Below are 24,939 nucleotides of genomic sequence, written 5' to 3' on the forward strand. Positions count from 1 at the left end.
CATTGACATGGAAGATCATGAAATGTACAATGATAGATATTAGATCATTGGAAGGTAGATGAGTCATGGGTGACGATATTCGTAGAAATATGGCTTTATTCCCGATTGGCATAGTAATGAAATTAACCGACTTATCTGCGAGACAGATACGTTATTACGAACAACATAGCTTGATTGTCCCAGCTAGAACAGCAGGGAATCAACGCCTATTCTCATTTAATGATGTTGAGAGGTTGCTTGAGATTAAAGCGCTGATCGAGAAGGGTGTTAACATTGCTGGCATCAAACAGGTAATGAATCCTGTCTCGAAGGAATCTGAAGAAGCTACAGTCATTACACCTGACACAGAGGTTAGACGTAGAGAACTATCTGATTCACAACTTCACCGTCTGTTGAAACAGCAACTAGTCATTGGTAAGAGACCGGGTCAAGTGTCATTATTTCAAGGTGAATTGTCCCGGTTTTTTAATAAATAAACTATTCATTTAACAATGAACACGGAAGAGAAAGGGAGAGGGTATAAATGAGTTATACACAAGATGATATTCTTCGTATGGCCAAGGAAGAGAATGTTCGATTTATTCGATTGCAGTTTACTGATCTACTAGGCACGATCAAGAATGTTGAGATCCCTGTCAGTCAATTAAAGAAGGCAGTCGATAATAAGATGATGTTTGACGGTTCTTCTATTGAAGGATACGTACGGATTGAAGAATCGGATATGTATTTATATCCTGATCTTGATACTTGGGTTGTTTTCCCTTGGGTAACGGAAAGTCGTGTTGCTCGTTTGATTTGTGATATTTATATGCCAGACGGTACACCATTTGCTGGTGATCCACGTGGCATTCTGAAACGTTGTCTTAAGGAAGCCGACGAAATGGGTTATACATCCATGAAGGTTGGACCTGAGCCTGAATTCTTCTTGTTCAAAACAGATGAAAAAGGAAACCCAACAACTGAATTGAACGATAATGGTGGTTATTTCGACCTTGCACCTATGGATCTCGGTGAAAACTGTCGTCGTGAAATCGTTCTTACTCTTGAAGAGATGGGCTTTGAAGTCGAAGCATCTCACCATGAGGTTGCTCCTGGGCAACATGAAATTGACTTCAAATACGAAGATGCAATTAAAGCAGCGGATCAGATCCAAACGTTCAAGTTGGTCGTTAAGACGATAGCTCGTGAACATGGATTGCATGCTACATTTATGCCTAAGCCTCTGTATGGTGTGAATGGATCAGGTATGCACTGTCACCAATCTCTATTCAAGGGTGAAGAGAATTCATTCTATGATGAGAGTGATGAGCTAGGTCTAAGCCAGACAGCCCGTCATTATATGGCAGGTCTTCTGAAGCATGCTCGTGCTTATGCAGCTATTACGAATCCAACAGTGAATTCATATAAACGACTTGTACCTGGTTATGAAGCACCTTGCTATGTAGCATGGTCTGGTAGTAACCGTAGTCCAATGATTCGTATTCCTGCTTCACGTGGACTAAGCACACGTGTAGAAGTACGTAATCCAGATCCAGCGGCTAATCCATATCTTGCTCTCGCTGTGATGTTGAAAGCAGGTCTAGACGGAGTTAAGAATGAAATGAAGTTACCTGCTCCAATTGATCGTAACATTTATGTGATGTCGGAAGAAGAACGGATCGAAGCAGGTATTCCTAGCCTACCATCCGATTTGAAAGAAGCATTGAATGAACTTATTCGTAGCCAAGTTATTACTGAAGCATTAGGAGATCATGCACTAGCATACTTCTATGAACTGAAAGAAATTGAGTGGGATATGTTTAGAACTCAAGTTCACCAATGGGAACGCGATCAATATATGACTTTGTACTAGGACTTTGAAACCCTTGACGCTCTAAGCGTTGGGGGTTTTTTCTCTTTTGTGGGCATTTAAACATTTTGGAGCCATCAACTTTGATTGCCCACAAAATGCCCACAAACTTTTAGATTATTCAAGCACGTTTTTTAGATGCTCTTCAAATTTATTCATGTTTGTCTCTTCGATCTTCTTTGAAATGTGGGCATAAACATCTGATGTAATTTGAATACTACCATGTCCTAGGCGCTCCTGAACATATTCCATATTAGCACCGGATTCCAAAAGCATGTCAGCGGATGTGTGACCAAGGGAATGGATAGGTAGGGAGGGAATGCTTGCTCGTTTGAGTATTCGGGAAAAAGCATTGAAAAGAGATGACTTTGGCATGAAATTTCCATCTTTGCGGGATAGAACAAGATTAAGGTCATGGTGATATAACTCCATAAATCCTAACTTATTTTGATTCTGATACTTCACATGATCCTTTAAGTTGTTGATTAGATCTTGGCTGATACGTATAGTACGTGTGGAATCGAATGTTTTAGGATCTCCCATTAATTCTTCTGAATCCTTTGCGGTAAAATCAAGAGTTTTGGAAATTGATAAGGTTTTGTTCTTGAAATCAACATCGCTCCATTGGAGTGCAGCGGCTTCACCTTTTCGCATCCCCGTTTCTATAAGTAATTTAGACATTATCCAATATATATAGTCATACTGGTAAGCAGCCTGAAGAAATTTAGGAATGTCTGAAGATTCTATATACTTGATACCATTCTGTTTCTTTTTTCCTTTGATACTCACACCAACACAAGGTTTTTTTTCAATTTTATAGAGTGTAACGGCTTTTTTTATGGAATTATTCATTGTAGAATGCACTATTTCTATTGTTCTGTGACTATAGCCATTTGTAATAAGTACATTAATAAATTCTTGATACATGATTGGTTTTAATTCTTTTAGTAAGATATTCTTAAAATAAGGGAGTATATGATTATTGATACTATATTGAAGTGATGTAAGGGTGTTTTTACGTACGGTACCCTCCTTGTAATCGGTTAACCAAAGTTCAAGAAATTTAGTGGATTTTATGATGGAACGGCTAATACAAAGGTGAAAGCCTTCGACCCTAATTACATTTCAGATAACATACGAGCAGGAACAAGCATATTCGGTGTTCCTGGAAAGCACACGGTAGTAGACACAGTTGATGCAGTTCTTAATCCGCAGTTTTTGTTGGTCGGAAGTAGCGGCTACGATGACGGAGTACTAAAACAGGGTACCATGCCCGATAGAAGCACAGAAAATCACCATATGCCAGCGATTACCACGAATGTTTTTCTAGGTGACCGCGTTTTTTTACAACCACCACATGGGTTTTATAACGGGGGCACTTGGGTAGCTACCCCAGCGCCTGCATTCACACCTGGAAACATAAAAAAAGGTGTTGATATATTGGGTATAGTCGGTACAATGCCGACCATAGGATCTTTACAGATGAATTTTACTAAAGTTTATGAAATACCAGCAGGCGGTCAAGCAATTAGAGAAAATTTATATATTATACCCCCATGTTCATCTTTCATAAATTTTGAATGTTCAACAATATGGAAAGAAACATCAATTCAAAATACAGGCAATGGGGGAAGTGGGAGACTTCAACTTGTAGACGCAAACGGTGTAGAATGGGAATTGTTTGAAGGGTGGAGAGGTGAAAAAAGGTCATTTTTATCCTCATACATTTCTATACCTACGAGGGAGTTTTTTCATTCGTCAGTATCGGCGACATATGTCACCTCTCAAAACAGAGGAATGCCCTCTATTTTCGATTTCACAAAACCAATGAGGGGGGGTAGTAACTTATGCATGATGAATTTTACGTTATCTATAATGTTGTTGGCGGCAACGTCGGTAGCGTTCACGCAATCCGGTTCTATGATCAAGAATGTTGCTCAAGGCAGTCTTAGGCGTGGTGAACGTGTCATGACAGCCGTTGATAGATTAAGGAAACACTTACCTGATTACTATGATGAAATCGTAGAGATGGACAATGCTGTTAGAAATTAAACTAGGAGTTGCTTAACAAACAAGAGGACGATACTGTGTAGCAATTATTATTGAAGTAACAATAGGTTAGTTAAACACATTCAAAAATTGTTAATATAATAATTCTTTATTTATATCGTTCATTACGATATAATCTTATAAAACGACATAGATAGGGAGATTATATGAATAATAAAATTGCTTTATTAAATCAATATTGGACGGACATCTATTATTACTTGCATTATCCTCACGAAGAAATAGTTACGCATCAAATAATTCGAATACTCCAGCTTGTTGATAAACAAGTTGATGTAGGGATTAATGAGGTTGCTGCATCATTGAAAGTCACTCATAATACTGCTTCAGAGCATGTTAAACGAATAATAGAAAAAAACTATCTTTTTAAAAAGAGAGACACCTTTGATGAAAGAAAGGTTATTCTTTGTTTAACTGATATGGGGAAAGAAGCTCTTCATCGAAACACATGCCTTGATGAGCAAAAATTAGCTAGTATTCTAAATGAACTAAGCGCTAATGAAAAGGAAATAGTGGTAAATGGCTTGAAAATATTAAGTGAGCGTGTAAAACAATGTTTGTAATTGTTAAGATAATTGTTTCAGCTATTGTAATCGGGATAGTTACTGAAGTTTCTAGAAGGTTTCCTTCCTATGGAGGTATAGTAGCCGCTCTGCCTTTAGTCAGTTTGCTTAGTATGATATGGCTATACGTTCAAGGTGAACAGAATAGTACTTTGAGTAAATTTGCCTTAGGGGTATTGTGGGGGTTTCCAGCCACTTTCTTATTGTTATTCATCGTTTATATATCATTAAAAAATGCTATTCCCTTATTCGTATCAATAGGTTTGGGATTAGTCTGTTGGTTTATATTTCTACTTATTCAAGAAAATATTTCTAAATATTTAAAGTCCGCGTTCTTCAACTAATGTGTAACGATAGTTGAAGAAGGAGTTACCGGAGTCAGTCAACATTTTAATTGTTGGCTTTTTTTATGTCGCATACGGACGATTATACGCAACATCAACAGCACCCAGAGAGGTGTATTTTTATGCCCTCATACCTATGGGGGCTTTTTATATTGAATAGGGGGAAATGGAATGGAAAGATTGGATTTGACGTTGAAGTGGGGCATAGCTCTTTTAGGATCGGCAGGGACTTACCTTTTAGGAGGATGGTCTGAATTGATTTCGTTTTTTTTTTACTTGCGATAGTGATCGATTATGCAACGGGTGTTGCTGCGTCTTTAAAAGAGGGCAAAGGGCTTAGTAGTAACGTTGGCTTCTGGGGATTAGCTAAAAAGGGGCTTATGCTACTAGTTGTTATATTGGCACACAGGCTAGATGTCTTGATGGGCACCGATGTGATCATGATTGGTTCCATTTATTTTTATCTTGCGAATGAACATATTTCCGTGACAGAAAATTATGGTCGTTTGGGCCTTCCAATGCCGAATTGGATTAAAGATGTTATTGCTGTATTCAAGCAGAAGGGTGGTAATATATAATGAATCCATTTGAAATTTTTAGACTAACAAGTCCATTTGGTATGCGTATGCATCCCGTTGATCATGTAAAGAGATTCCATAGAGGTGTAGACCTTGTAATTTCCCCAGCGAATGGTGCTCTTAAAGCATTTACAGCTGGTGAAGTGTTACACGCTAAGATGGGTGTCACAGGCTCGGGATTCGGTCACATTTGCTGCTCCGGATCTACCTCCGCCCCTTTTTAATGATGTGTGGTTATGACAGGATATTTTACGTTTCATGAGAATGCATATTAGACTGCTACGTTATTAAACTGACGAGCAGGATAGTTGAAGAAGGACTGTTTAATTTAGAGGGTATTTAACATCTATTGTCGAAACGAATTATAAATGAATTAATAATTTTGATGGGGGAAGAGTGAAGAATGTATATAAAAACAGATAGATTATTGATACGCGAATTTGAAGTTATGGATTGGCAAGCTGTACATGAGTATACATCAGATATTAACGTTATGAAATATTTACCTGATGGGATTTTTTCTGAAAAAAATGCTAAGGAGTTTATACGTAAAAACATTGGTGATAACGCTGGGAATTTTCCTGTTGTATTAATGGAAGAAAACCTTCTCATTGGTCACATTGTTTTTTATAAGTATTTTGGTGATCATACTTATGAGATCGGTTGGGTGTTTAATCCTAAATATCACAAAAAAGGGTATGCTTCTGAAGCAGCACAAGCTATATTGAAATATGGTTTTGAGAAAATGAAATTACATAGGATTATAGCTACATGTCAGCCTCAGAACATTCCATCATATCGAGTAATGGAGAAAATTGGAATGAGGAGAGAAGGCTATTTTAAGAAATGTATACCAGATGGTGTTAAATGGTGGGATGAATACTATTACGCTATTTTGGAAGAAGAGTGGAAATGAGCTATAACTGATATTATTCGTTAGATAAGGAGCGAGAATCATGAGTGAAAATCCTATTTTGCTTACATTTCCAGAAGAGTTTGAAAGTGATCGTCTTATCATTCGTGCTCCGAAGTGGGAAGATGGACATGCTGTAAACGAGGCTATTCGAGAAAGTGTCAATGAGATGCGACCTTGGTTACCATTTGTAAAAAATCTACCTACAGTTGAAGAATCGGAAGCATATGTACGGAAAGCTAGGCTAAATTTTCTAGAGCGTTCTGATTTAGTTTTGCATTTATTTGATAAGCACACGGGTGAGTTTGTAGGTAGTAGTGGGCTCCACCGTTTTGATTGGACCGTTCGTAAGTTTGAAGTAGGATATTGGCTTAGGACCGCTCGTACAGGTCAAGGTCTGATGACAGAAGCTGTAAACGCAATTACCTCGTTTGCAATAAATTATTTAGAAGCAAACCGTATTGAGATATGTTGTAACCGTTTAAACACTTCAAGTATTCGAGTTGCAGAACGAGCTGGGTTCTCATTAGAAGGAACACTGCGAAGCTATAGCTTGAACGATTCAAGTGAATTAGCAGATATAAAGATTTTCTCGAAGGTAAGAGGGTACGAATTTTAAACTAACGGGACACGAGAGTGCAACCAACCCCTATTGGGATGCTAAATACATTTACAACGCTAAATTATATGATGAAAAGCATATAAACTGGGTTGAGATTTTGTCAATCATTTCAGCAAGTTGTTCCGCTTTGCAGTCTAAAGTTTGCTGTTGCATACGGCGAAGTCTGTTTTTTTATATACGGATTTACGATTCAAGGTGTTCATCGTAAGTCTAATAATAAAGGTTTCGATTAATGTATAATGAAGGGGGAATTCCATGTGAATTTTTTTCCATAAAACCTAATCTCTAGTAAATATTTCAACATAAACTATGGTGTAGTCAATTGAAAAGGAGGGATTATTATGGGTGAAGCTTTAGGAGGATACGGTGGCGGTTTTACATCTACTGCTGGGATTTTGGTTCTGTTTATTCTGTTAGTAATCATTACTAAGTCTATCTGGGTTTAATCCTTTTTCATTCCCCTTTCATTTAATATCCGTCAGGTATTATAAACTGACGGATATTTTTTACATTGATTCAGACCGTATGTTTATTGTTGTGAATAGTATCCGTAATGGATTGATTAGAGCATTGCAGCCATACATAGGGTCTGTTTATCTCTAAGATTGTGAACAATTTGGGTTTGAACAATTTGCCGAATAGCCCTCCCTATATCCTAAATATTACATAAGCTATGATGTAGTCTAAAGTAAAGGAGGAATGACTCATGGGTGCTATCGGTGGTTTAGGTGGAGTTACAGGTGCGGTTTTGGTATTGTTTATTCTGTTGGTAATTATATCGAAAACAATTCTTCTGTAAGGATTAGTCTTAGTAAAAAGTACTTTCGAATTAGACCATATAGAGGAGTCATCACGATCGCGACTCCTCTTTTATTTTATATTTACATATTTCAGTTGTTTGTTTTAGGAATCAAGCGATATGGATTGATAATGTCTGAATTTTATCTTGCTGAGGAACAATGACGAGGTTGTGTCGAGCCTTAGAGGGACGCTGAATGAGGAGTTCGAGTTCTGTTAATTGTAGAAAGAATGTATCACAATGGATTCACCCTGTAGTCCCGGAATATTAAGCAGGATGACAGGAATGACTAACCTCATGTATAAATTATGGAGTAATGGTTGTCAAAACGACCAATTTGTGTGTAGAGGTAGAGGTAGAGGTAGAGGTAGAAGTAGAGACGAAATTAACAACTTCAACAACGACACTTACACCTATGGTAAGTGCTGTATTAATAACCAGATTGGTTACAGTGAGCGTACTTTGTCCTCCTAATTGCAAGACGCCGTTTACGAATAGATTATAGTATCCATTTGAGGTAGGTATGGTAAGACCATCAGCGGCTAAAAGGGTACCCGTATCATCTCTAAACGAGATGGCAGGTATTATAGTGGTTCCAGCTACTATGTTGTCTAGGACTACGGTCGAAGCGAATCTTGTTGTAGTGGGAATAACGGATGTAGTTGTATTGGTGGTAATCGTTCCCGTGATGGTGCTTGATGCAGGTAAACATAACACAATAAGCTCTGCAGCCATATGACATGCTCCTTTCAACTCTAAATGGATAGAATAGTATATGCTAGATTGCAGTGCTCGGTTTGGACAAATCTATCAAAAAGAAACGGATACACCCATATAAATGGAATGTATCCGTTTCTTAATTAAATAGTGCGATAGAAATCAATGAATATCGCGGAAAAGTCCAATGACTTTACCCAGAATTGTAACATGATTCAAACGCAAAGGTTCGTAAGTTGGGTTCTCTGGCTGAAGTCTAATGTGGTCTTTCTCTTTATAAAAGGTTTTGACCGTAGCTTCGTCTTCTTCCGTCATAGCAACAACGATATCTCCATTGTCAGCGGTCTGTTGCTGGCGGACGATAACAAAGTCTCCGTTATGTATACCGGCTTCTATCATACTGTCGCCCATGACAGATAACATGAATACTTTGTCTTCACCTACGAAATGTTGAGGTAGAGGAAAGTAATCTTCTATATTCTCTGTTGCTGTAATTGGAACACCGGCAGTAACTTTGCCGACCATGGGAACACGGGATACTGTATGTGTGAAAAGATGACTACTATCTGATTCTTCTTGTCCTAATATTTCAATAGCTCGTGGCTTAGTAGGATCTCTTCTAATCAAGCCTTTCTTCTCTAATCGATCAAGATGACCATGAACCGTTGAACTAGAAGCTAGTCCGACTGCTTCGCCGATCTCCCGCACAGATGGCGGATATCCCTTAGAGCGTACTTCGTTACGTATAAACTCCAATATGGCTAATTGCCGGCTAGATACCTTCGACATAACACTCTCACCCCATTTAGTGATTTTGACAGAATTATAACATAGAACTTCCGTTCGTACAAACGTAGGTTCTAATAATAGGGGAACAATTGTTCTGAAATGTGTTGAATAAAACAAGTGTTCGTGCTATATTGGATTTATCAAGAGAACAAGTGTTTGGGAGATGATCAAGTATGATGAAATATAGTACTTACCGCAGTATTTATGATACCAACAAAGAATTACAAACATATGTATGGAGAGATAAACTAAGAGATATGATATCTCGTCCCTTGCTTCTAAAGTTATTGCTAGTTATGTTACTTCTAATAATAGGGTGTACTGGAGCAGTTAGTGCTTTCTCAGGGAAATCCGGTCAGTCTAGTGAGATGATGAAGAATATTATTATACAACCTGGGGATACGCTTTGGAAGATTGCAGTATCTGAGAAGCCTGATTATCTAGATACTCGAGTGTATATTAAGGAAATGAAAGAGATAAATGGATTGTCTCAAAGTGGAATACGAGCGGGTGAGGTATTGTCTCTACCTCAATATTAATGATAGCTGAAAGAGCTTGGAAAGGAGGAATCCTTGACAAGCTCTTTTGATCATGGCAAAGTTAGAAAAGAATTCATTAATGGAGGAGATTTCATGGATATTGATAGCTTGATACAACGAATTAATGAGCTTGCCAAGAAGTATACATCTACAGGATTAACAGAAGAAGAAACTCAGGAACGTGCGAGTCTCCGTGAAATCTATCTTCAGAATGTTCGCAACAATTTCCGCAATCAATTAGATTCGATTGAATTTACTGATGATTCGCCTGAGTCAGGTCGGAAATAGCTTATAGAAGTGTATAAATTAAGGGGGATAAAGAATGGCTCGTTCTTGGGAAAGAATGGTACAGAAGAATTCGAAGCAATTGAATAAGAAACGTAAAGAGCAAGGTCTTACGAGTATCTCAAGTTCAAAATCAGTGATGAGTGGTGACATCTTTAAGGGACGTAAAATTCTATTACCATTTACGCTTGTTGTATTGGCCGTATTTTATGGATTGCTTGGGACAATAGCTGAACAAGTTACTGCGGTTGAACAGAAAAGCGCGATTCCTCAATGGCTAATAATAGGGCTATACGTTTTACTGGGAGTCATTATTTTTATGCGCCGTCCTTATTTGCGTGTCGACAAAGAGTCTCTGTACACAACAAGGATGAATCGTGAAGCTCGTGTAGGTGCTATAAATATTAAGAAGATTAGTGTGAAATCAGGTTCTGTAGTGATTGAACAATTGAAGGGGCGTAACTGGGTATTTAGCCGTCTTATAAATCGATACAATACAGAAGCAATGGGCGAAAGTTTAGAGAAATTTGCCGCAACTCATAAGATTCCATTCGAAAAGTAAATGACTTAGAAGAGGGGAAAGAGCATGCCGATAAAAGCCGTATTTTTTGATTTGGATGACACGTTGCTATGGGATGAGCGCAGTGTAGAAGAAGCTTTTGCAGCCGCTTGTCAGACTGCAGCTACAGCTACAGGGGTTGATCCTAAGCAGCTAGAGGAGGCTGTCCGAAGCGAAGCCAGATCACTATATGAATCGTATGAAACATTCTCTTTCACTTCTATGATCGGTATTAACCCTTTTGAAGGCTTGTGGGGAAACTTCACAGCTGGTGAACAACCAGAGTTTCGTCAATTAGAGAAGATTGTGCCTACATATCGTAAGGAATCGTGGAGGCTAGGTCTTTTGAAGTTAGGCATTGATGATGAGAACTTAGCTGGTGAAATATCAGAGCAATTTGGATTAGAGAGACGATCTCGCCCCTATATGTATGACGAAACGTTGCAAGTGTTAGAGGAACTTCACGGTAAAGTGAAATTACTTCTACTTACGAATGGCTGCCCAGCATTGCAACAAGAAAAGTTAGATGGAGTTCCAGCATTAACTCCGTTCTTTGACCAGATTGTCATTTCAGGTAACTTCGGTAAAGGCAAACCAGATGTTTCTATTTTTGAACATGCTTTATCCTCCGTAAATATGTCATCTGATGAAGTACTAATGGTAGGAGATAAGTTAACTACGGATATTCGTGGAGGCCTGAGTGCGGGGATTAAGACGGTATGGATTAATCGGACAAACAAACAGTCTGACCCCGAAATTACGCCAGATTATGAGATCACACATCTATCTCAAGTGCACGATATTATTACGGAGTTATCTAATTCTTAACTCTATTTTGTATACAATAAGAAATTAACCTGTTCTCTATTGAGTTTTAGAGGATGGGTTTTTTGTTTGGATATGATAAATGTCACAATATTGTGAATAAAGCCTCTCTATTTAGGATTGAAAACTCGATATAATATAGAGAATGTGCAAGGATGAACGACTTCGTCTACCCTATAGGGTAGCATTGGTTTGTTTATCGATGAAATAGGAATATAGAGAGGCGGTTTAACATGAGAAATAAGTTTAAGTTTGGTATTGTAATGTACATAGTGCTATTGATCATCGTTGTTGGATGTGGAAAAAATGATCAAGCGAATATGGAGATGGGTTTCAACGATGCTATGAAGCCTATTGAAGCAGACCTGAGTATTTTGCCTGAGCAAGCTAAGGTGAATGAGAAGATTTCAATTGAAGTGGTAGTAACACAGGAGAATATGAAAGTAACGAATGCAGATAAAGTCATTATTGAAATTGCTCCACCGAATAAAGATAGTAAGCACATAGAAACACCTGCAACTCACATGGGTGAGGGAAAATATGCGATCGAGACATCATTTGAGCAAGCGGGAACGTATAGGATTACTTCACATGTCACGGTTGGAGCTATGCATACGATGCCATCGAAGGAGATTATCGTAGCTGAATAGCAGGTTGTAGTGTAGAAATAACAATTACCCCGTTATCCTAAATGGAGGATGAACGGGGTAATTGTTAGATTTATAGAGGTTAATGATGATGATGATGATGAATTCAACCTAAGCCTTTTGGAAGTCAGGATCAATTACAGGCTGTGAAATCCAGCCATTCTCTTCAACAAAGAGACGAACTGCAATAATTTGACGATTCTCCATTAAGGTGAAGAAGTGATTTGTATTCTCTGGAACAGAGATAACATCACCTGCAGTTAATTCAACATCGAAATATCCTACATCACCAGCACCTTTGATGACAAAAATACCTTTACCCGCGACAATGGCCCGGATTTCATCTTCGGTATGCGTGTGGACCTCTTCAAATTTGTTCAACAGGTCACTTAAATTCGGAGTGGAATCAGAGAGCGTGATGACATCCCAGATTTTATATCCTCGGCGTGCAGCCAAGTCTTTAATTTCACCATCATAGATATTTAAAATTTCTTGCTTCTGATCATCGTTTAATACAAAATTAGATTGGTATTCCTCAGGTAGCTTCGTGGTCTCCCAGCTTTCATAAATGACCCCTTGTTGCTCTAGAAAATTACGAACATTTTCTTCACCAGCTATGCGTTCGTTCGTATTACGAATTACAATTTCAGCCATGTAAAACCCTTCTTTCCCACTTGGATTAATTAGTATTATAATATAGGTTGTTTTCTTTGTCGATGGTTGTTTTAAGATAAACTCCTAGTACATATGGGGTATCGGCTGAAAAGTTGACTTTTCTAATGATAGCTATTCTGTTAAACTAAGGTCTAACGTTTTCAGGGGGGATACATGTTGAAGAGACCAAGCATTGAAGAAGCACTGAAAGAACGGATATTCATTATGGATGGGGCTATGGGTACTATGATCCAGCAGGAAGACCTCACTGCCCAGGATTTCGGTGGTGAAGAGTTGGATGGTTGTAACGAAATGTTAGTGCTTACTCGTCCAGATATTATTGAACGCATTCATGAGATGTATCTAGAAGCTGGCGCTGATATGATTGAGACCAACACATTTGGAGCAACTGCTGTTGTGCTCTCCGAATATGACATACCTGAAAAATCTCGTGAAATCAATCTTAGAGCTACCGAAATTGCTCGTAGAGCAGCTGATAAATATAGTACGGAAAGTAAACCTCGTTATGTCGTTGGAGCAATGGGACCTACAACGAAGACACTATCTGTAACGGGCGGAGTAACTTTTAAACAATTAATTGATAGTTATGAAGAACAAGCGGTTGCCCTAATCGAGGGTGGAGCTGATCTATTACTGTTAGAGACGAGCCAAGACACACTCAATGTTAAGGCCGGAAGTATTGGGATTGAGAATGCTTTTAAACAATGTGGTGTGAAGCTACCGATTATGATATCTGGAACGATAGAACCTATGGGAACAACCCTAGCTGGACAAGGTATCGATTCATTTTATGTATCACTAGAGCATTTGAAACCTATTTCAGTAGGTCTTAACTGTGCGACTGGACCAGAATTCATGAGAGATCATATTCGTACACTTGCTGAGATATCTAAGTCTGCTGTCAGCTGTTATCCAAACGCTGGACTTCCAGATGAGAACGGTAATTACCATGAGTCACCTGAATCGCTTGCTCGTAAGATGGCTGCTTTTGCTGAACAGGGTTGGCTTAACATAGCAGGTGGATGTTGTGGTACAACGCCTGAACATATTCGGGTTATGGCAGAGTTACTTACGAAGTACGAACCTAGACTTATGAATGGGGAGCATTTACCTGCTGTATCAGGCGTGGATGTTTTATTCATAGAACCAGATAATCGACCGATTATGATCGGCGAACGTACGAATATATCAGGATCAAGAAAGTTTAAGCGATTAATTAAAGAAGAGAAGTTTGATGAAGCTTCTGAAATTGCTCGTTCCCAGGTTAAGGGCGGGGCACAAATCATTGATATCAATTTACAGGATACCGATATTGATGAGGCTTTTGCTGTGAATCATTTTCTTCCCTTAGTCGCTAAAAAGGTTAAAGTTCCGCTCATGATTGACTCTACTTATGATCATATTATTGAGCTTGGGTTACAATACTCTCAAGGTAAAGCGATAATTAACTCTATTAACCTTGAAGACGGTGAAGTGAAATTTGAAAAAATAGTACCGCTAATCCATCGTTATGGTGCTGCTGTAGTCTGTATTCTGATTGATGAGAGAGGACAAGCTGTCACTCGTGAAGCCAAATTAGAGGTTGCCACGCGCTCTTATGAACTTTTAGTGCATAAATATGGTCTTCATCCATCAGATATCATTTTTGATCCAAACATGTTCCCAGTCGGTTCAGGAGATCCACAGTACATAGGATCTGCATTAGAAACAATTGAGGGTATTCGATTGATTAAGGATAAGTATCCTGAGACCAAGACTATATTAGGGCTTAGCAATATTTCGTTTGGATTACCTGAAGCGGGGCGAGAAGTTCTGAACTCTGTATATTTGTATGAATGTACGAAGGCAGGACTGGATTATGCTATCGTTAACACGGAGAAGCTAGAACGATATGCGTCCATTTCAGAAGAGGATCGACGCCTTGCTGAGGCGCTCATATATGAGACTAGTGATGAGACACTGGCAGCGTTCGTTGCAGCATTCCGTGAGAAGAAAATTGTGAAAAAAGATAAGATTTCTACACTTACGCTTGAGGAACGCCTTGCCTCGTATGTGGTAGAAGGAACAAAGGAAGGGCTTATTCCAGATTTGAACGAAGCCTTAAAGAAGTACAGTGCGCTTGAGGTGATTAATGGCCCACTGATGGATGGAATGTCGGAAGTGGGTAGACTTTTTAACAACAATGAGCTAATCGTTGCTGAAGTGTTGCAGAGTGCGGAAGTGATGAAGGCATCTGTTATATATTTAGAGGATTTCATGGAAAAGAATGAAAGTAGCTTCAAAGGAAGAATATTGCTTGCAACCGTTAAAGGTGATGTACATGATATCGGTAAAAACCTGGTAGAGATTATACTATCTAATAATGGTTATCATATCGTCAATTTGGGTATAAAAGTACCACCGGAGAAGATTATTGAAGCTTATCGAGAAGAGAAGGCGGATCTAATCGGCTTGTCTGGTCTACTTGTGAAATCTGCTCAACAAATGGTCATTACTGCTCAGGACTTGAAAAGTTCAGGCATTGATATCCCAATCATGGTGGGTGGAGCAGCGCTTACACGTAAATTCACTAAGAATCGCATTAAACCTGAATATGATGGTATGGTCCTATACGCTAAAGATGCTATGGATGGACTAGATATAGCGAATAAGCTAATGAATCCAGAGCAGCGGGAACAGATGCGAGTGGACATGCAAGCAGAGAAAGAAGCTCAAGATGCTGTTCAGAAAGAGATTGTACCGTTGCCTGAATTAACAAGAGCAGTGAAGTCTAATATTGCTACAGACAATCCAGTATATTTACCACCAGATACTGAGCGACATGTATTACGTAATTATCCAATATCTCATATTCTTCCTTATGTAAATATGCAGATGTTGATGGGGCATCATCTCGGTCTACGCGGGTCCGTAGAGCAATTACTCGCTGAAGGTAATCCTAAGGCAGTGGAATTAAAAGCGAACGTTGATGCTATATTAAAAGAAGCAACGCAAGATGGAATTATTCAGGCACACGCTATTTATCGCTTTTTTCCAGCACAGTCCCAAGGAAATGATATTATCATCTATGATCCACAAGATCAGACCCAAATATTGCACACGTTTAGTTTCCCACGGCAAAAGGTAGAGCCATACCTATGCTTAGCAGATTTCTTGAAATCTGTGGATAGTGGCATCATGGATTATGTAGGATTCTTGATCGTTACAGCCGGTCATGGTGTTCAACAGTTATCTACGGAATGGAAGGACAAAGGAGATTATCTACGCTCTCATGTTCTACAGGCTGTTGCTCTTGAGACAGCAGAGGGGTTAGCTGAGCGAATTCACCATATGATGCGTGACACATGGGGATTCTCAGATCCAGCTACGATGACAATGAAACAACGCCACGGCGCTCGTTATCAAGGTATACGTGTATCCTTCGGCTATCCAGCCTGTCCTGATCTTGAGGATCAAGGGCCTTTGTTTAAGCTTCTGAAACCTGAAGATATAGGGATTGAATTAACAGAAGGGTTTATGATGGAACCCGAAGCATCTGTATCGGCAATGGTGTTCAGTCATCCTCAAGCTCAATATTTCAACGTAGAGAAGCTATAACAATAAAATAGAGCAAGAACCTGAAGCGCAAAATCCTCCGACACTTCGGAGGTTTTTTGCTGGATTAGTGAAGGGAGAAAGTGAGTGGTATGGAGATCGTCTTCTTAGGTACGAATGCAGGAGTACCGACTTTGCAGCGTAATGTAACGGCTATTGCGCTCAGATTATTCGAAGAGAGAAGGAGCTTTTGGTTGTTTGACTGTGGAGAAGCAACACAACATCAAATATTACGCTCCTCACTTAAACTTAGTAAACTTGAAAAAGTATTCATTACACATTTACACGGAGATCATTTATTTGGCCTACCAGGATTACTGGCCAGCAGGTCTAATCAAGGGGGGAAATCTCCGTTAACCTTATATGGACCACACGGCTTAAAACAGTTTATTGATACGGTGATGTCATTGAGTCAATCAAGAATGGATTATGAATTAACTGTGGTGGAACATGATGGTGGAGTGATATTTGAAGATGAAGGTTTCATGGTGGAGTCTGAATTATTGGACCATCGGATCGATAGCTATGGTTATCGCGTTACAGAGAAGGATAGACCAGGAAGTCTAAATCTTGCCTTACTCGAATCTCATGGATGTAAGCCTGGCCCTGTATATGGCAAGCTGAAGAGGGGAGAGAGTATTGACTTAGGTGAGGGTAAGATACTAAAACCAGAAGATGTACTGGGTAAACCCAAGAAGGGGAGAATTGTTACTATTCTCGGAGATACGAGACCTTGTTCTTCTGTCATCTCACTTGCTAAAGATGCTGATTTACTTGTACATGAAGCTACTTTCCTACATGATATGGTGGACACTGCACATGATTATCATCATAGTACAGCTTTACAAGCTGCGGAAGCAGCGAAGAATTCAGGTGTTCAAGAGCTGGTCTTAACCCATTTCAGCTCTCGTTACAAAGATTTAGAGCAATTAACATTTCTCTTAGATGAGGCTCGTGAGTTATTTCCTAAGACGAGACTGGCTGAAGAGCTTATAATGATTGAAGTGAGAAGGTCGTAGATAGGGCAGCATTATTCGGGTAATATAGATATATAATTATTTCTCGGGAAAGCGCAGAGAATGACAATATATTCTATGTCAATGATATTTGTTGCACTTAAACTTCGATAATTTATGACGAATCCTGATTCAAATTTCTTTCATATGAGCTATAGATGGTTAGAAATCAGGGAAATACTTCATTCTACGATAAGTTATTGCGTTCTCTTAAGCTTGCTTTTTCAAGGAAATAAATGATCTAGTGGAGAAGCGAAGTGTTCTCCTAAAAGCTTTCCCTTGGGAAGCTACTCCGAAAGCATACACTTTGCCCCTGAATTTTAACCGCAAACAGCGGAATTTCCCAAAAATTTGGCGGTAACAGCGATCCGAAGGACAATCCGTCCGCGTAGCGGTCAGTTATCAACTCGATATATTTTTGAGTGTTGATTTTGGCGTTGAGCCAATTTGTTTATATTTAAATACATTAATAATTGATACTATGAAATAAGTGGTCAATAAGGAAAGGAAGGTTATCGTACATGAAACAGATTAAAGGGTTACTAATCGATTTGGATGGTACACTTTATCATGGGAATCACATGATTCCTGGAGCTGACGTTCTAATTGATACATTGAAGTCTCGTCATATTCCTTATTTATTTGTAACGAATAATTCTTCTCGAACACCACAGAGTGTTGCTGCATTACTTAATGGGATGGGAATCCAAGCAGCACCGGAAGATATATGTACTTCTTCACAGGCAACGGCAAAGTATATTGCTCAGAAGTCTCCAGGAGCAAGAGTGCTAATCCTTGGAGAAGATGGACTACGTGATGCATTACTAGGTGCAGGATTGCAAGAGGTAGACGAATCCCCACAGTATGTAGTGCAAGGAATAGATCGAACATTTACATATGCTTCATTATCAGAAGCAGTTCGATGGATTAATGAAGGTGCGATCTCCATTCTTACCAATCCTGATTTAAGGCTTCCATCTGATCATGGTTTTATTCCTGGAGCTGGAACGATAGGTGCAGCCATTGAAGCGGGATCAGGGGTTAAGCCCATTGTAATTGGTAAACCCTCAAGTCATCTAATGACTTATGCAACTGATTTGTTGAATTTACATCCATCTGAGGTTACTGTTATGGGTGACAATATGCATACAGATATCGCTGCTGGAGCGGCGGCAGCATGTGAAACGGTACTGGTGCTTACAGGTATCACGACAGAAGAAAACCTACAGCAGCATATTGAGGCAACGGGTATTCAACCTGACGCTGTATGCAAAGACTTACAAGAGGCGCTACAGCTCTTATGCCCTTGATATAAAAGGGGAGTAATTATGCCTCTAACCGTAACGAATTCGCTGAAAACAATGGATTTTGCAGATCGTAGCGGAGAGGACGGAACTGTTCTGGAGAAGCGTAGCGTTCGCCTGAAGCTTTCCTTTGGAAAGCAACTACGAAGGCATATGCTTTGCCATCGAATTTTACCGCAAACAGCGGTATATTCAAAAAAATTTGGGGGCAACAGCGATCGGAAGGACAATCCGTCCGCGTAGCGGTCATCAATCAACACTATACTTTTTTTCATGCACTAGTTTTAGTGTTGAGCCTTGATGTTATATAAATAGTACAACAAGAAAGGAAGAAGATAATATGCCAGAATTACCTGAAATGGAACATTACCGAAGAGTGCTTTCTAATCATATACTTGATATACCGATCTCAGACATTAAAGTAACTCGGGATAAATCCATTAATGTACCCGTAGATACCTTTACATCTGCTTTAATAGGGAACAGAGTTATTTTTGTAGAAAGAAGAGGTAAATATCTGAATTTCCATTTGAATAATGGGGGTCGCTTACTTGTCCATCTTATGTTGGGCGGGCTAATGTATTATGGCACAAATGAGGACCTTCCGGACCGTAGTACGCAAGTAGAGATTTCGTTCGGAGAACATACGTTATATTTCATAGGACTAAGACTAGGATATATTCATTTGTTATCGGCCAAAGAGGTAGAACAGGTGTTCAGTGAGCTTGGACCTGAGCCTTTGGATCGTAGAATGAACGCAGAGCGTTTTGTCAAAATTGCAAAAAAACGTCGTGGCGGGCTTAAAACGATGATCGTAAATCAGCATGTTATTGCTGGGATTGGGAATCGTTATGCAGATGAAATTGCTTACCGTGCCAGCTTATTACCTTCCGCTAAGGTTCAGGATCTTGGAGAAGAGGCGTTGCAAAAGCTCTACGATAGCATGATTGAAGTTCTGAATGAAGGTATTGAAGATGGTGGTTATATAGATACGCCGATCCAAAAAGATGACCAACTAACGGGAAATTACAAAGCCAAGTTTAAGGTATATGATCGTGAAGGGGAGACTTGCTACCGCTGTGGTGGTGTAGTGAGTAAAGTAGAGCTAACTGGACGGAAGGCTTTTTTCTGTCCATCATGCCAACATGATCAATGAGATAAAGATTGGAAGCCATATGAGTATCCGAGGCGGCTATGGGAGAGCAGCACGTCGCGCGGTAGATATGGGAGCCAAGTCTTTTCAATATTTCCCGAAAAACCCTCGTAGCTTACACATTAAAACATTGAATAGCAGAGATGCAGCGGATTGTGCAATGTATAGTCAAGAAAATGGGATTTTGAGCATCGCCCATACACCATATCCAGTGAATATGGCGATCGGTCAGAGTCGTGGAATCGAACTTTACAATTTGACTGTATCCTCACTTCAGAATGATTTGGACATTGCGGAGGCGTGTGGTTCACTTGGAATTGTGGTACATTTTGGACATTACAAAGGCACAGATCCATTACAAGGGTACAAAAATATTATAGAATGTCTAAATGACGTACTAAGTTCTTGGGAAGGCAATACCAAGCTGTTGATTGAGAATCAAGCGGGTCATGGGGGAATCATGGGGACCACGTTGGAAGAGATGGTTAACATTCGTGGTTTGTCTCGTTATTCAGATAAGATTGGATTTTGTTTCGATACGTGTCACGCCTTTGCTGCGGGGGTATGGGATCCGTCTAATACTAGGGCTCTGATTGAGAAAGGTCGGCAGTTAGAATATTGGAAGGATGTAGTAGCTATTCACTTGAATGACTCTAAATTCCCTTTTGGCTCAGGTCAGGACCGACATGCGCGAGTTGGAGAGGGGTGTATTGGGGAAGAAGCATTCCGTCAACTATTCTCGTATCCTGAATTCCAATATACCGTTGCGATTATGGAAACAGAGGCGGGTGAGGATGGAACTCACAAAGAAGATATAGCTAAAATTATGAAGTGGTCTTGAATATGATCTTTTAGTCTGTATGAAAGGAAGGTGTACTGTGATTCATTTATATTTAGATGATTGCCGGCGCTGCCCTGCGGGCTTCTCATTGGCACGTAGTGGGGAAGAGTGTTTAATGATGCTACGAGAGTGTAAGGTAGATATTTTATCTCTGGATTATGAATTAGGTTTAGATAGTACCATGTGTGGTAGGGATGTCGTATCTGCGATCATTCGTGAAGAGTTATATCCTAGAGAAATCTATCTGCATACATCAAGCCTTCACGGTAAACAGGAAATGTATCAGCTACTGTACGAACATAAGCCTTCAGAAGTGGTTCTTCATAATGGTCCGATGAGTACTGAGGTGCTGGAACGAATTGCGGCAGAGCATATCTGATGAAAGATCTTAATCAGCAAGAGCTTATTATGGAACTAAGTAACACGGAAACGCCACTAGCTGTTTTCTTCTATACGCCACTATGCGGAACGTGTAAGGTAGCTAGAAGGATGCTTGAGGTTATTGAACACCTACTGCCGCCGGGTATTTTAACAAGTGCCGATGTGAATATGATGCCTCAACTGGTACAGCAATATCAGATCACAAGTGTTCCGGCACTACTCGTTGCAGACGCTAGCAAGGTGAATCCACCTAGTATACGCTATCGAATGGGATCTGTAGAAGAACTGCTGAATGAAATAAGGAGTGTGGTAGAATGATATCGATGCAGCATATTTTTCTTCGAAGAGAAGACAACCTTATTCTGGATGATGTATCTTTGCAAGTAAATAAAGGTGAGAATTGGGTCATACTAGGCCGGAATGGTTCAGGTAAAACGACACTATTAGAAATGATGACAGGTTATCTTTTTCCAAGTAAGGGCCGGATTGAGGTATTAGGAAATGTATACGGACAATGTGATATACGTGAAGTCCGCAAGGAAATAGGTTATATTAGTCCAACGTTGCTTGAGAAAATGTCGCTTACTGATCCAATATGGGAAGTTGTAGCCACTGGAGCCTATGCGTTCTTACGATTTTATCAAGACATTCCTGCAGAGGTAAAAGAGAAATCGATCCAACTGTTGAAAGATATGAATCTTGGTGGGCTGGTAGATCATCCACTCGGGACGCTGTCACAAGGGGAACGTAAAAAGGTGATGTTAGCGCGTTGCTTAATGGGCAATCCGAAGCTGTTAATTATGGACGAGCCTTGTGCAGGTCTGGATCTATTTGAGAGAGAGAAAATGCTAGTAGAAATTGATCAGCTTAGACAACGGGATATTACGGTTGTATATGTAACACATCACGTAGAGGAAATTGTACCCTTATTTACGCACGTAGCACTTATAAAAGATGGCAAGCTTGCTGGAGCAGGTCCGAAAGAACAAGTTCTAACTAAAGAAATGATTAAACGTACCTATGAAATTCCAGTTGAGCTGGAATGGGACAATGGACGTCCCTGGATCAAGGTAACTTCTGGAGGTTAATCCGTTTGGATGATAACATGGCAAGCACAAGTGAAGAGGAACGTGGTCAGTCACGGTTTATAATGACGGCAAATCATGGATTTGCACCTTTTGCACAAGAAGAATTAAGAAGATTATTTGGTAGTGTTAAAAGTACAGTGCTCGTGTCTGGAGAAGTCTTTCTAGTTACAGTATCTTATAGCTGGCAGGAAGCTGTCGAGATGATTACAAATCAAGCTCCCATCTTTGTTAGACATATTCAACCTGTTCAATGTGAGATAGCTATAGATAATCTTGCTACTGGATTAGAACAGTTAAAGTCATTCGTTATGCAGCAGAATGAATTGAATGGAGCAACGGTATCTTTACAAGTACGTAAAACAGAGGATAGTCTAAGTGAACAAAGTGCTGGAGCGCTTCGTGAACAATTATTAAGCGAATTCAGTGAGCTAAATGCTCAATTTATTGTGCAGGATGCCGAATGGATACTGTCTGTGTTAGTTTCTTCGGATCACATTTATGCAGGGGTATCTTATCCTAAGGATAATATCTCGGATTGGAGTGGTGGGGCTGTTCGCTTTCAACGCGAAGATGGACAGATCTCTAGAGCTAAGTTCAAATTGTTAGAGGCAGAAAAAACGTTCGGTATCGATTTCTCTGCATTTCATCATGCGCTGGATATTGGAGCTGCGCCGGGTGGATGGACGTCCTTTCTCCTAGAACGAGGAATGCACGTTACTGCGGTTGATCCTGCGTTGATGCACGAATCACTTAAAGGTCATGCTCAGCTGAAGATTATGCGGAAGAATGCTTCCGAAGTGAAATTCCGTGATAATCAGTTCGATTTATTAGTGTGCGACATGAGTTGGAGCCCGAAGCAGATGGTAAGACTTGTTAAGGATCTGCTCTACGCTCTGTCCCCTGGGGGAACCGCAATCGTGACTGTGAAGCTGATGCACAAAAAACCAATGGCTCTGATTAGAGAGGTTATTGCCTCGTTTGAAGAGGCTAATATGCAGCTACAGTATGCGAAGCAGCTCTTCCACAACCGTGATGAGATAACACTTCATATGATTAAATATTAACAATGTAAATCTATATTTTTCCAACCATTGGGTATGTATTCTAAAATTATCCCTTTACAACTCTTGTCATATTGTTCTATACTAATCCCAAATTTAACTAACAACATAGGGAAAGCATCCCGAAAAGTACGAAGTGATCGATTCTAATCGTAACTTCAACTTTTCAGGGGGCTTTCTCTTTTTTTGTTGTAATGAAATGGAGGTGAAACTATGAATAAGGGATCTTTACATCAAGAGGGACACATCATCGGGGGGAGATATAGGATTCAGCAAGTGATTGGCTCCGGGGGGATGAGCTATGTTTATTTGGTTGAAGATATGAAGCTTCCAGGTAAACATTGGGCAGTTAAACAATGCTATTCACTGCCACAGCAGTACAGCAGTGTTGAAGAAGAGGCAGAGTTACTCATTACACTCAGTCATCCACGTTTGCCACGTATTGTTGATTTTTTTCCACCGGATGGGTCGGGCGTTACCTATTTGGTGATGGACTATATCCAAGGCATGACACTGGAGAAATATTTCAACGATCATAACGGAAAAGTGAAGAGCGCTTTTATTCTACATTTGGCTGATCAGTTGCTTGAAGTCCTTGATTATTTACATCATCATGATCCGCCCGTTGTGTTCCGTGATCTTAAGCCATCTAACATCATGCTGACTCCTCAGCTGGAGTTAAGGTTAATTGACTTCGGTATTGCACGTAATTATAAACAACATCAAGACCAAGATACGATGAAGCTGGGTACCGTTGGTTTCGCTGCACCTGAGCAATACGGAAGTGGTCAAAGTGATGCGAGATCAGATTTATATGGATTAGGTGCACTACTCTTATATTTGTCTACCGGAGGGAAGAGAAGCGAATGGTTAACGGGTGTTGATCAATATATACAGATTGATCTTCCAAGTGACATTATTCCCGTCATACGTAAGTTGCTGGAACATTCGCCAGATGATCGGTTTCAATCCGCAAGTGAAGTAAGACAAGCTCTGCCTCATAACCGAAGAATACCTAAGCTAGCTCCACCATTGATTAGTAAGGCAACAATGGGCACATGTGTTATTGCAGTGATGGGTGCATCTGGAGGGACGGGCACTACGCATACAGCTATTGCAATGGCACATTATTTAGCAAGAAACTCAGAGAAGGTTGCCATTGTAGAGATGGATATGCATGCGAATGCTTTTAGCAGAATTCAAGAGATTGCTGAGGGTAATCACACTATGGGACATCATCATGATCGAAGATTCTCCATAGAGGGAGTGGATTATTGGGTACAGATGGCTAGAACGAATGTAATAGGTCTTCTTGGGGGGAGCTATCGTTATGTCATTATGGATTTGGGGGCCTATCAGGATAACGATCGCTTGGAAGAATTTCTACGGGCTGATATTCCTATTCTGGTCGGTTCAGGCTCAGAGTGGCGGTTGCAAGATGTAACCGATGCGGTAATAAGACTATCAGAGCATCCCCAGAGTAAGTGGATTTATTGTCTAGCATTAGCAGCTTCCGAAGCTGTACAACGGTTGCGAAAGCAGTTAAATACTACAAAGGTATACAGTCTGCCATTGCATCTAGACCCTTTTGACCATTGCGAGGAGATGGAAAGAGTGTGCTCCCAAATATTTCAAGGCTTCGTTCCAACTGCTGTGAAAAAGAAAAAATTTCGTTTCGGTCTACGTTGATGCAAGGATTGTTAATTATCTTCATTGATAAGTCTATA

The 24,939-nt window shown here is 39.9% G+C and carries 30 protein-coding genes and 1 pseudogene; 27 read left to right on the top strand and 4 right to left on the bottom strand.

Going from position 1 to position 24,939, the window contains the following annotated elements; all coding sequences use genetic code 11:
- The first annotated feature begins 65 nt into the window (after window positions 1-65).
- Both UB51_RS07110 and glnA read left to right on the top strand, forming a co-directional pair.
- The gene (locus UB51_RS07110; protein WP_044876713.1) at window positions 66-476 is read left to right on the top strand and encodes a MerR family transcriptional regulator; all 411 of its coding nucleotides are present in this window, start codon (window positions 66-68) and stop codon (window positions 474-476) included.
- A gap of 47 nt (window positions 477-523) precedes the next feature.
- Entirely contained in the window at window positions 524-1,852 is a 1,329-nt protein-coding gene (gene glnA, locus UB51_RS07115) for a type I glutamate--ammonia ligase (RefSeq protein ID WP_044876714.1), read from the top strand.
- Between the two features lie 114 nt (window positions 1,853-1,966).
- Here the strand turns inward: glnA and UB51_RS07120 are convergent, their stop codons facing one another.
- Window positions 1,967-2,968: a tyrosine-type recombinase/integrase gene (locus UB51_RS07120; protein ID WP_082063061.1), complete on the bottom strand. Its 1,002-nt coding sequence runs from the start codon at window positions 2,966-2,968 to the stop codon at window positions 1,967-1,969.
- On the opposite strand from UB51_RS07120, the gene UB51_RS07125 reads away from it, so the two are divergent.
- The 9 genes and pseudogenes from UB51_RS07125 (at window position 2,948) to UB51_RS28745 (ending at window position 7,738) form a co-directional block, all read left to right on the top strand.
- The gene (locus UB51_RS07125) at window positions 2,948-3,901 is read left to right on the top strand and encodes a hypothetical protein (protein WP_044876715.1); all 954 of its coding nucleotides are present in this window, start codon (window positions 2,948-2,950) and stop codon (window positions 3,899-3,901) included. The genes UB51_RS07120 and UB51_RS07125 overlap by 21 nt on opposite strands.
- Window positions 3,902-4,065: 164 nt before the next feature.
- Window positions 4,066-4,482 carry a MarR family winged helix-turn-helix transcriptional regulator gene (locus tag UB51_RS07130; protein ID WP_044876716.1) on the top strand — a complete coding sequence of 139 codons (417 nt, stop codon included), beginning with the start codon at window positions 4,066-4,068 and terminating at the stop codon, window positions 4,480-4,482.
- Window positions 4,473-4,826: a DUF3147 family protein gene (locus UB51_RS07135; RefSeq protein WP_044876717.1), complete on the top strand. Its 354-nt coding sequence runs from the start codon at window positions 4,473-4,475 to the stop codon at window positions 4,824-4,826. The genes UB51_RS07130 and UB51_RS07135 overlap by 10 nt, the downstream gene beginning before the upstream one ends.
- Before the next feature lie 171 nt (window positions 4,827-4,997).
- Window positions 4,998-5,404: pseudogene (locus UB51_RS07140) on the top strand (phage holin family protein).
- Window positions 5,404-5,628, top strand: coding sequence for a M23 family metallopeptidase (locus UB51_RS07145; protein ID WP_044876718.1), 225 nt, complete (start codon window positions 5,404-5,406; stop codon window positions 5,626-5,628). The pseudogene UB51_RS07140 and the gene UB51_RS07145 overlap by 1 nt, the downstream one beginning before the upstream one ends.
- 179 nt (window positions 5,629-5,807) lie before the next feature.
- Window positions 5,808-6,320 (top strand): GNAT family N-acetyltransferase, encoded by a 513-nt coding sequence (locus tag UB51_RS07150; protein ID WP_044876719.1) that lies wholly within the window; start codon window positions 5,808-5,810, stop codon window positions 6,318-6,320.
- A 40-nt stretch (window positions 6,321-6,360) separates the two neighbouring features.
- Window positions 6,361-6,936 carry a GNAT family N-acetyltransferase gene (locus UB51_RS07155; RefSeq protein ID WP_044876720.1) on the top strand — a complete coding sequence of 192 codons (576 nt, stop codon included), beginning with the start codon at window positions 6,361-6,363 and terminating at the stop codon, window positions 6,934-6,936.
- A 344-nt stretch (window positions 6,937-7,280) separates the two neighbouring features.
- A complete protein-coding gene (locus UB51_RS28460; protein ID WP_199924991.1) occupies window positions 7,281-7,385 on the top strand; it encodes a sporulation protein YjcZ in 105 nt (34 codons plus the stop codon).
- A 260-nt stretch (window positions 7,386-7,645) separates the two neighbouring features.
- Window positions 7,646-7,738, top strand: a complete 93-nt coding sequence (locus UB51_RS28745) for a hypothetical protein (protein WP_044876721.1) — start codon at window positions 7,646-7,648, stop codon at window positions 7,736-7,738.
- A 306-nt stretch (window positions 7,739-8,044) separates the two neighbouring features.
- On the opposite strand, the gene UB51_RS07165 is transcribed toward UB51_RS28745, so the two are convergent.
- Both UB51_RS07165 and lexA read right to left on the bottom strand, forming a co-directional pair.
- Window positions 8,045-8,473, bottom strand: a complete 429-nt coding sequence (locus UB51_RS07165) for a DUF4183 domain-containing protein (protein ID WP_044876722.1) — start codon at window positions 8,471-8,473, stop codon at window positions 8,045-8,047.
- A 144-nt stretch (window positions 8,474-8,617) separates the two neighbouring features.
- Window positions 8,618-9,244, bottom strand: a complete 627-nt coding sequence (gene lexA, locus UB51_RS07170; protein ID WP_044876723.1) for a transcriptional repressor LexA — start codon at window positions 9,242-9,244, stop codon at window positions 8,618-8,620.
- 173 nt (window positions 9,245-9,417) lie between these two features.
- Between lexA and UB51_RS07175 the strand changes: the two genes are divergently transcribed.
- From UB51_RS07175 to UB51_RS07195, 5 genes are all read left to right on the top strand, one after another.
- The gene (locus tag UB51_RS07175; protein ID WP_044876724.1) at window positions 9,418-9,783 is read left to right on the top strand and encodes a LysM peptidoglycan-binding domain-containing protein; all 366 of its coding nucleotides are present in this window, start codon (window positions 9,418-9,420) and stop codon (window positions 9,781-9,783) included.
- A gap of 93 nt (window positions 9,784-9,876) precedes the next feature.
- On the top strand, window positions 9,877-10,071 hold the full coding sequence (locus tag UB51_RS07180) for a DUF896 domain-containing protein (protein WP_044879949.1): 195 nt from the start codon (window positions 9,877-9,879) through the stop codon (window positions 10,069-10,071).
- A 34-nt stretch (window positions 10,072-10,105) separates the two neighbouring features.
- Entirely contained in the window at window positions 10,106-10,630 is a 525-nt protein-coding gene (locus UB51_RS07185) for a hypothetical protein (protein ID WP_044876725.1), read from the top strand.
- Between the two features lie 24 nt (window positions 10,631-10,654).
- The gene (locus UB51_RS07190) at window positions 10,655-11,455 is read left to right on the top strand and encodes an HAD family hydrolase (RefSeq protein WP_044876726.1); all 801 of its coding nucleotides are present in this window, start codon (window positions 10,655-10,657) and stop codon (window positions 11,453-11,455) included.
- Between the two features lie 230 nt (window positions 11,456-11,685).
- Complete coding sequence (locus UB51_RS07195) at window positions 11,686-12,102, top strand: FixH family protein (RefSeq protein WP_052675790.1); 417 nt, start codon at window positions 11,686-11,688, stop codon at window positions 12,100-12,102.
- Window positions 12,103-12,210: 108 nt separating this feature from the next.
- Here UB51_RS07195 and UB51_RS07200 read toward each other — a convergent pair whose 3' ends face one another.
- Window positions 12,211-12,753, bottom strand: a complete 543-nt coding sequence (locus tag UB51_RS07200) for an acireductone dioxygenase (RefSeq protein ID WP_044876727.1) — start codon at window positions 12,751-12,753, stop codon at window positions 12,211-12,213.
- 174 nt (window positions 12,754-12,927) lie between these two features.
- On the opposite strand from UB51_RS07200, the gene metH reads away from it, so the two are divergent.
- The 11 genes from metH (at window position 12,928) to UB51_RS07255 (ending at window position 24,901) form a co-directional block, all read left to right on the top strand.
- Window positions 12,928-16,371, top strand: coding sequence for a methionine synthase (metH, locus tag UB51_RS07205; protein ID WP_445322356.1), 3,444 nt, complete (start codon window positions 12,928-12,930; stop codon window positions 16,369-16,371).
- An 89-nt stretch (window positions 16,372-16,460) separates the two neighbouring features.
- Window positions 16,461-17,387: a ribonuclease Z gene (rnz, locus tag UB51_RS07210; RefSeq protein WP_044876728.1), complete on the top strand. Its 927-nt coding sequence runs from the start codon at window positions 16,461-16,463 to the stop codon at window positions 17,385-17,387.
- A 518-nt stretch (window positions 17,388-17,905) separates the two neighbouring features.
- Entirely contained in the window at window positions 17,906-18,694 is a 789-nt protein-coding gene (locus UB51_RS07215) for an HAD-IIA family hydrolase (protein ID WP_044876729.1), read from the top strand.
- Between the two features lie 18 nt (window positions 18,695-18,712).
- Window positions 18,713-18,931, top strand: coding sequence for a hypothetical protein (locus tag UB51_RS07220; protein WP_044876730.1), 219 nt, complete (start codon window positions 18,713-18,715; stop codon window positions 18,929-18,931).
- 97 nt (window positions 18,932-19,028) lie between these two features.
- The gene (locus UB51_RS07225) at window positions 19,029-19,844 is read left to right on the top strand and encodes an Fpg/Nei family DNA glycosylase (protein ID WP_044876731.1); all 816 of its coding nucleotides are present in this window, start codon (window positions 19,029-19,031) and stop codon (window positions 19,842-19,844) included.
- Window positions 19,834-20,682 (top strand): deoxyribonuclease IV, encoded by an 849-nt coding sequence (locus tag UB51_RS07230; protein WP_044876732.1) that lies wholly within the window; start codon window positions 19,834-19,836, stop codon window positions 20,680-20,682. The genes UB51_RS07225 and UB51_RS07230 overlap by 11 nt, the downstream gene beginning before the upstream one ends.
- Before the next feature lie 37 nt (window positions 20,683-20,719).
- Window positions 20,720-21,061, top strand: coding sequence for a cyclic-phosphate processing receiver domain-containing protein (locus UB51_RS07235; RefSeq protein ID WP_044876733.1), 342 nt, complete (start codon window positions 20,720-20,722; stop codon window positions 21,059-21,061).
- Window positions 21,061-21,381, top strand: coding sequence for a thioredoxin family protein (locus UB51_RS07240; protein WP_044876734.1), 321 nt, complete (start codon window positions 21,061-21,063; stop codon window positions 21,379-21,381). Before UB51_RS07235 ends, UB51_RS07240 begins: the two co-directional genes overlap by 1 nt.
- Window positions 21,378-22,151: an ABC transporter ATP-binding protein gene (locus UB51_RS07245; protein ID WP_044876735.1), complete on the top strand. Its 774-nt coding sequence runs from the start codon at window positions 21,378-21,380 to the stop codon at window positions 22,149-22,151. Before UB51_RS07240 ends, UB51_RS07245 begins: the two co-directional genes overlap by 4 nt.
- Before the next feature lie 17 nt (window positions 22,152-22,168).
- Window positions 22,169-23,215 (top strand): 23S rRNA (cytidine(2498)-2'-O)-methyltransferase RlmM, encoded by a 1,047-nt coding sequence (locus UB51_RS07250; RefSeq protein ID WP_044879952.1) that lies wholly within the window; start codon window positions 22,169-22,171, stop codon window positions 23,213-23,215.
- Window positions 23,216-23,425: 210 nt separating this feature from the next.
- Window positions 23,426-24,901 carry a serine/threonine-protein kinase gene (locus UB51_RS07255; protein WP_044876736.1) on the top strand — a complete coding sequence of 492 codons (1,476 nt, stop codon included), beginning with the start codon at window positions 23,426-23,428 and terminating at the stop codon, window positions 24,899-24,901.
- The last annotated feature ends 38 nt before the right edge of the window (window positions 24,902-24,939 follow it).

It is taken from the genome of Paenibacillus sp. IHBB 10380, from assembly GCF_000949425.1.
GTDB lineage: Bacteria > Bacillota > Bacilli > Paenibacillales > Paenibacillaceae > Paenibacillus_AQ.

What these genes read in the sequence shown, in the direction of transcription:
- UB51_RS07150 (WP_044876719.1), top strand. Translation starts at nt 5,808, where the DNA reads ATGTATATAAAAACAGATAGATTATTGATACGCGAATTTGAAGTTATG.
- UB51_RS07145 (WP_044876718.1), top strand. Translation starts at nt 5,404, where the DNA reads ATGAATCCATTTGAAATTTTTAGACTAACAAGTCCATTTGGTATGCGT.
- UB51_RS28745 (WP_044876721.1), top strand. Translation starts at nt 7,646, where the DNA reads ATGGGTGCTATCGGTGGTTTAGGTGGAGTTACAGGTGCGGTTTTGGTA.
- UB51_RS28460 (WP_199924991.1), top strand. Translation starts at nt 7,281, where the DNA reads ATGGGTGAAGCTTTAGGAGGATACGGTGGCGGTTTTACATCTACTGCT.
- UB51_RS07225 (WP_044876731.1), top strand. Translation starts at nt 19,029, where the DNA reads ATGCCAGAATTACCTGAAATGGAACATTACCGAAGAGTGCTTTCTAAT.
- metH (WP_445322356.1), top strand. Translation starts at nt 12,928, where the DNA reads ATGTTGAAGAGACCAAGCATTGAAGAAGCACTGAAAGAACGGATATTC.
- UB51_RS07165 (WP_044876722.1), bottom strand. Translation starts at nt 8,473, where the DNA reads ATGGCTGCAGAGCTTATTGTGTTATGTTTACCTGCATCAAGCACCATC.
- UB51_RS07130 (WP_044876716.1), top strand. Translation starts at nt 4,066, where the DNA reads ATGAATAATAAAATTGCTTTATTAAATCAATATTGGACGGACATCTAT.
- UB51_RS07220 (WP_044876730.1), top strand. Translation starts at nt 18,713, where the DNA reads ATGCCTCTAACCGTAACGAATTCGCTGAAAACAATGGATTTTGCAGAT.
- UB51_RS07255 (WP_044876736.1), top strand. Translation starts at nt 23,426, where the DNA reads ATGAATAAGGGATCTTTACATCAAGAGGGACACATCATCGGGGGGAGA.
- UB51_RS07230 (WP_044876732.1), top strand. Translation starts at nt 19,834, where the DNA reads ATGATCAATGAGATAAAGATTGGAAGCCATATGAGTATCCGAGGCGGC.
- UB51_RS07245 (WP_044876735.1), top strand. Translation starts at nt 21,378, where the DNA reads ATGATATCGATGCAGCATATTTTTCTTCGAAGAGAAGACAACCTTATT.
- UB51_RS07110 (WP_044876713.1), top strand. Translation starts at nt 66, where the DNA reads ATGGGTGACGATATTCGTAGAAATATGGCTTTATTCCCGATTGGCATA.
- glnA (WP_044876714.1), top strand. Translation starts at nt 524, where the DNA reads ATGAGTTATACACAAGATGATATTCTTCGTATGGCCAAGGAAGAGAAT.
- UB51_RS07250 (WP_044879952.1), top strand. Translation starts at nt 22,169, where the DNA reads ATGGCAAGCACAAGTGAAGAGGAACGTGGTCAGTCACGGTTTATAATG.
- UB51_RS07180 (WP_044879949.1), top strand. Translation starts at nt 9,877, where the DNA reads ATGGATATTGATAGCTTGATACAACGAATTAATGAGCTTGCCAAGAAG.
- UB51_RS07135 (WP_044876717.1), top strand. Translation starts at nt 4,473, where the DNA reads ATGTTTGTAATTGTTAAGATAATTGTTTCAGCTATTGTAATCGGGATA.
- UB51_RS07215 (WP_044876729.1), top strand. Translation starts at nt 17,906, where the DNA reads ATGAAACAGATTAAAGGGTTACTAATCGATTTGGATGGTACACTTTAT.
- rnz (WP_044876728.1), top strand. Translation starts at nt 16,461, where the DNA reads ATGGAGATCGTCTTCTTAGGTACGAATGCAGGAGTACCGACTTTGCAG.
- lexA (WP_044876723.1), bottom strand. Translation starts at nt 9,244, where the DNA reads ATGTCGAAGGTATCTAGCCGGCAATTAGCCATATTGGAGTTTATACGT.
- UB51_RS07185 (WP_044876725.1), top strand. Translation starts at nt 10,106, where the DNA reads ATGGCTCGTTCTTGGGAAAGAATGGTACAGAAGAATTCGAAGCAATTG.
- UB51_RS07155 (WP_044876720.1), top strand. Translation starts at nt 6,361, where the DNA reads ATGAGTGAAAATCCTATTTTGCTTACATTTCCAGAAGAGTTTGAAAGT.
- UB51_RS07195 (WP_052675790.1), top strand. Translation starts at nt 11,686, where the DNA reads ATGAGAAATAAGTTTAAGTTTGGTATTGTAATGTACATAGTGCTATTG.
- UB51_RS07190 (WP_044876726.1), top strand. Translation starts at nt 10,655, where the DNA reads ATGCCGATAAAAGCCGTATTTTTTGATTTGGATGACACGTTGCTATGG.
- UB51_RS07240 (WP_044876734.1), top strand. Translation starts at nt 21,061, where the DNA reads ATGAAAGATCTTAATCAGCAAGAGCTTATTATGGAACTAAGTAACACG.
- UB51_RS07175 (WP_044876724.1), top strand. Translation starts at nt 9,418, where the DNA reads ATGATGAAATATAGTACTTACCGCAGTATTTATGATACCAACAAAGAA.
- UB51_RS07200 (WP_044876727.1), bottom strand. Translation starts at nt 12,753, where the DNA reads ATGGCTGAAATTGTAATTCGTAATACGAACGAACGCATAGCTGGTGAA.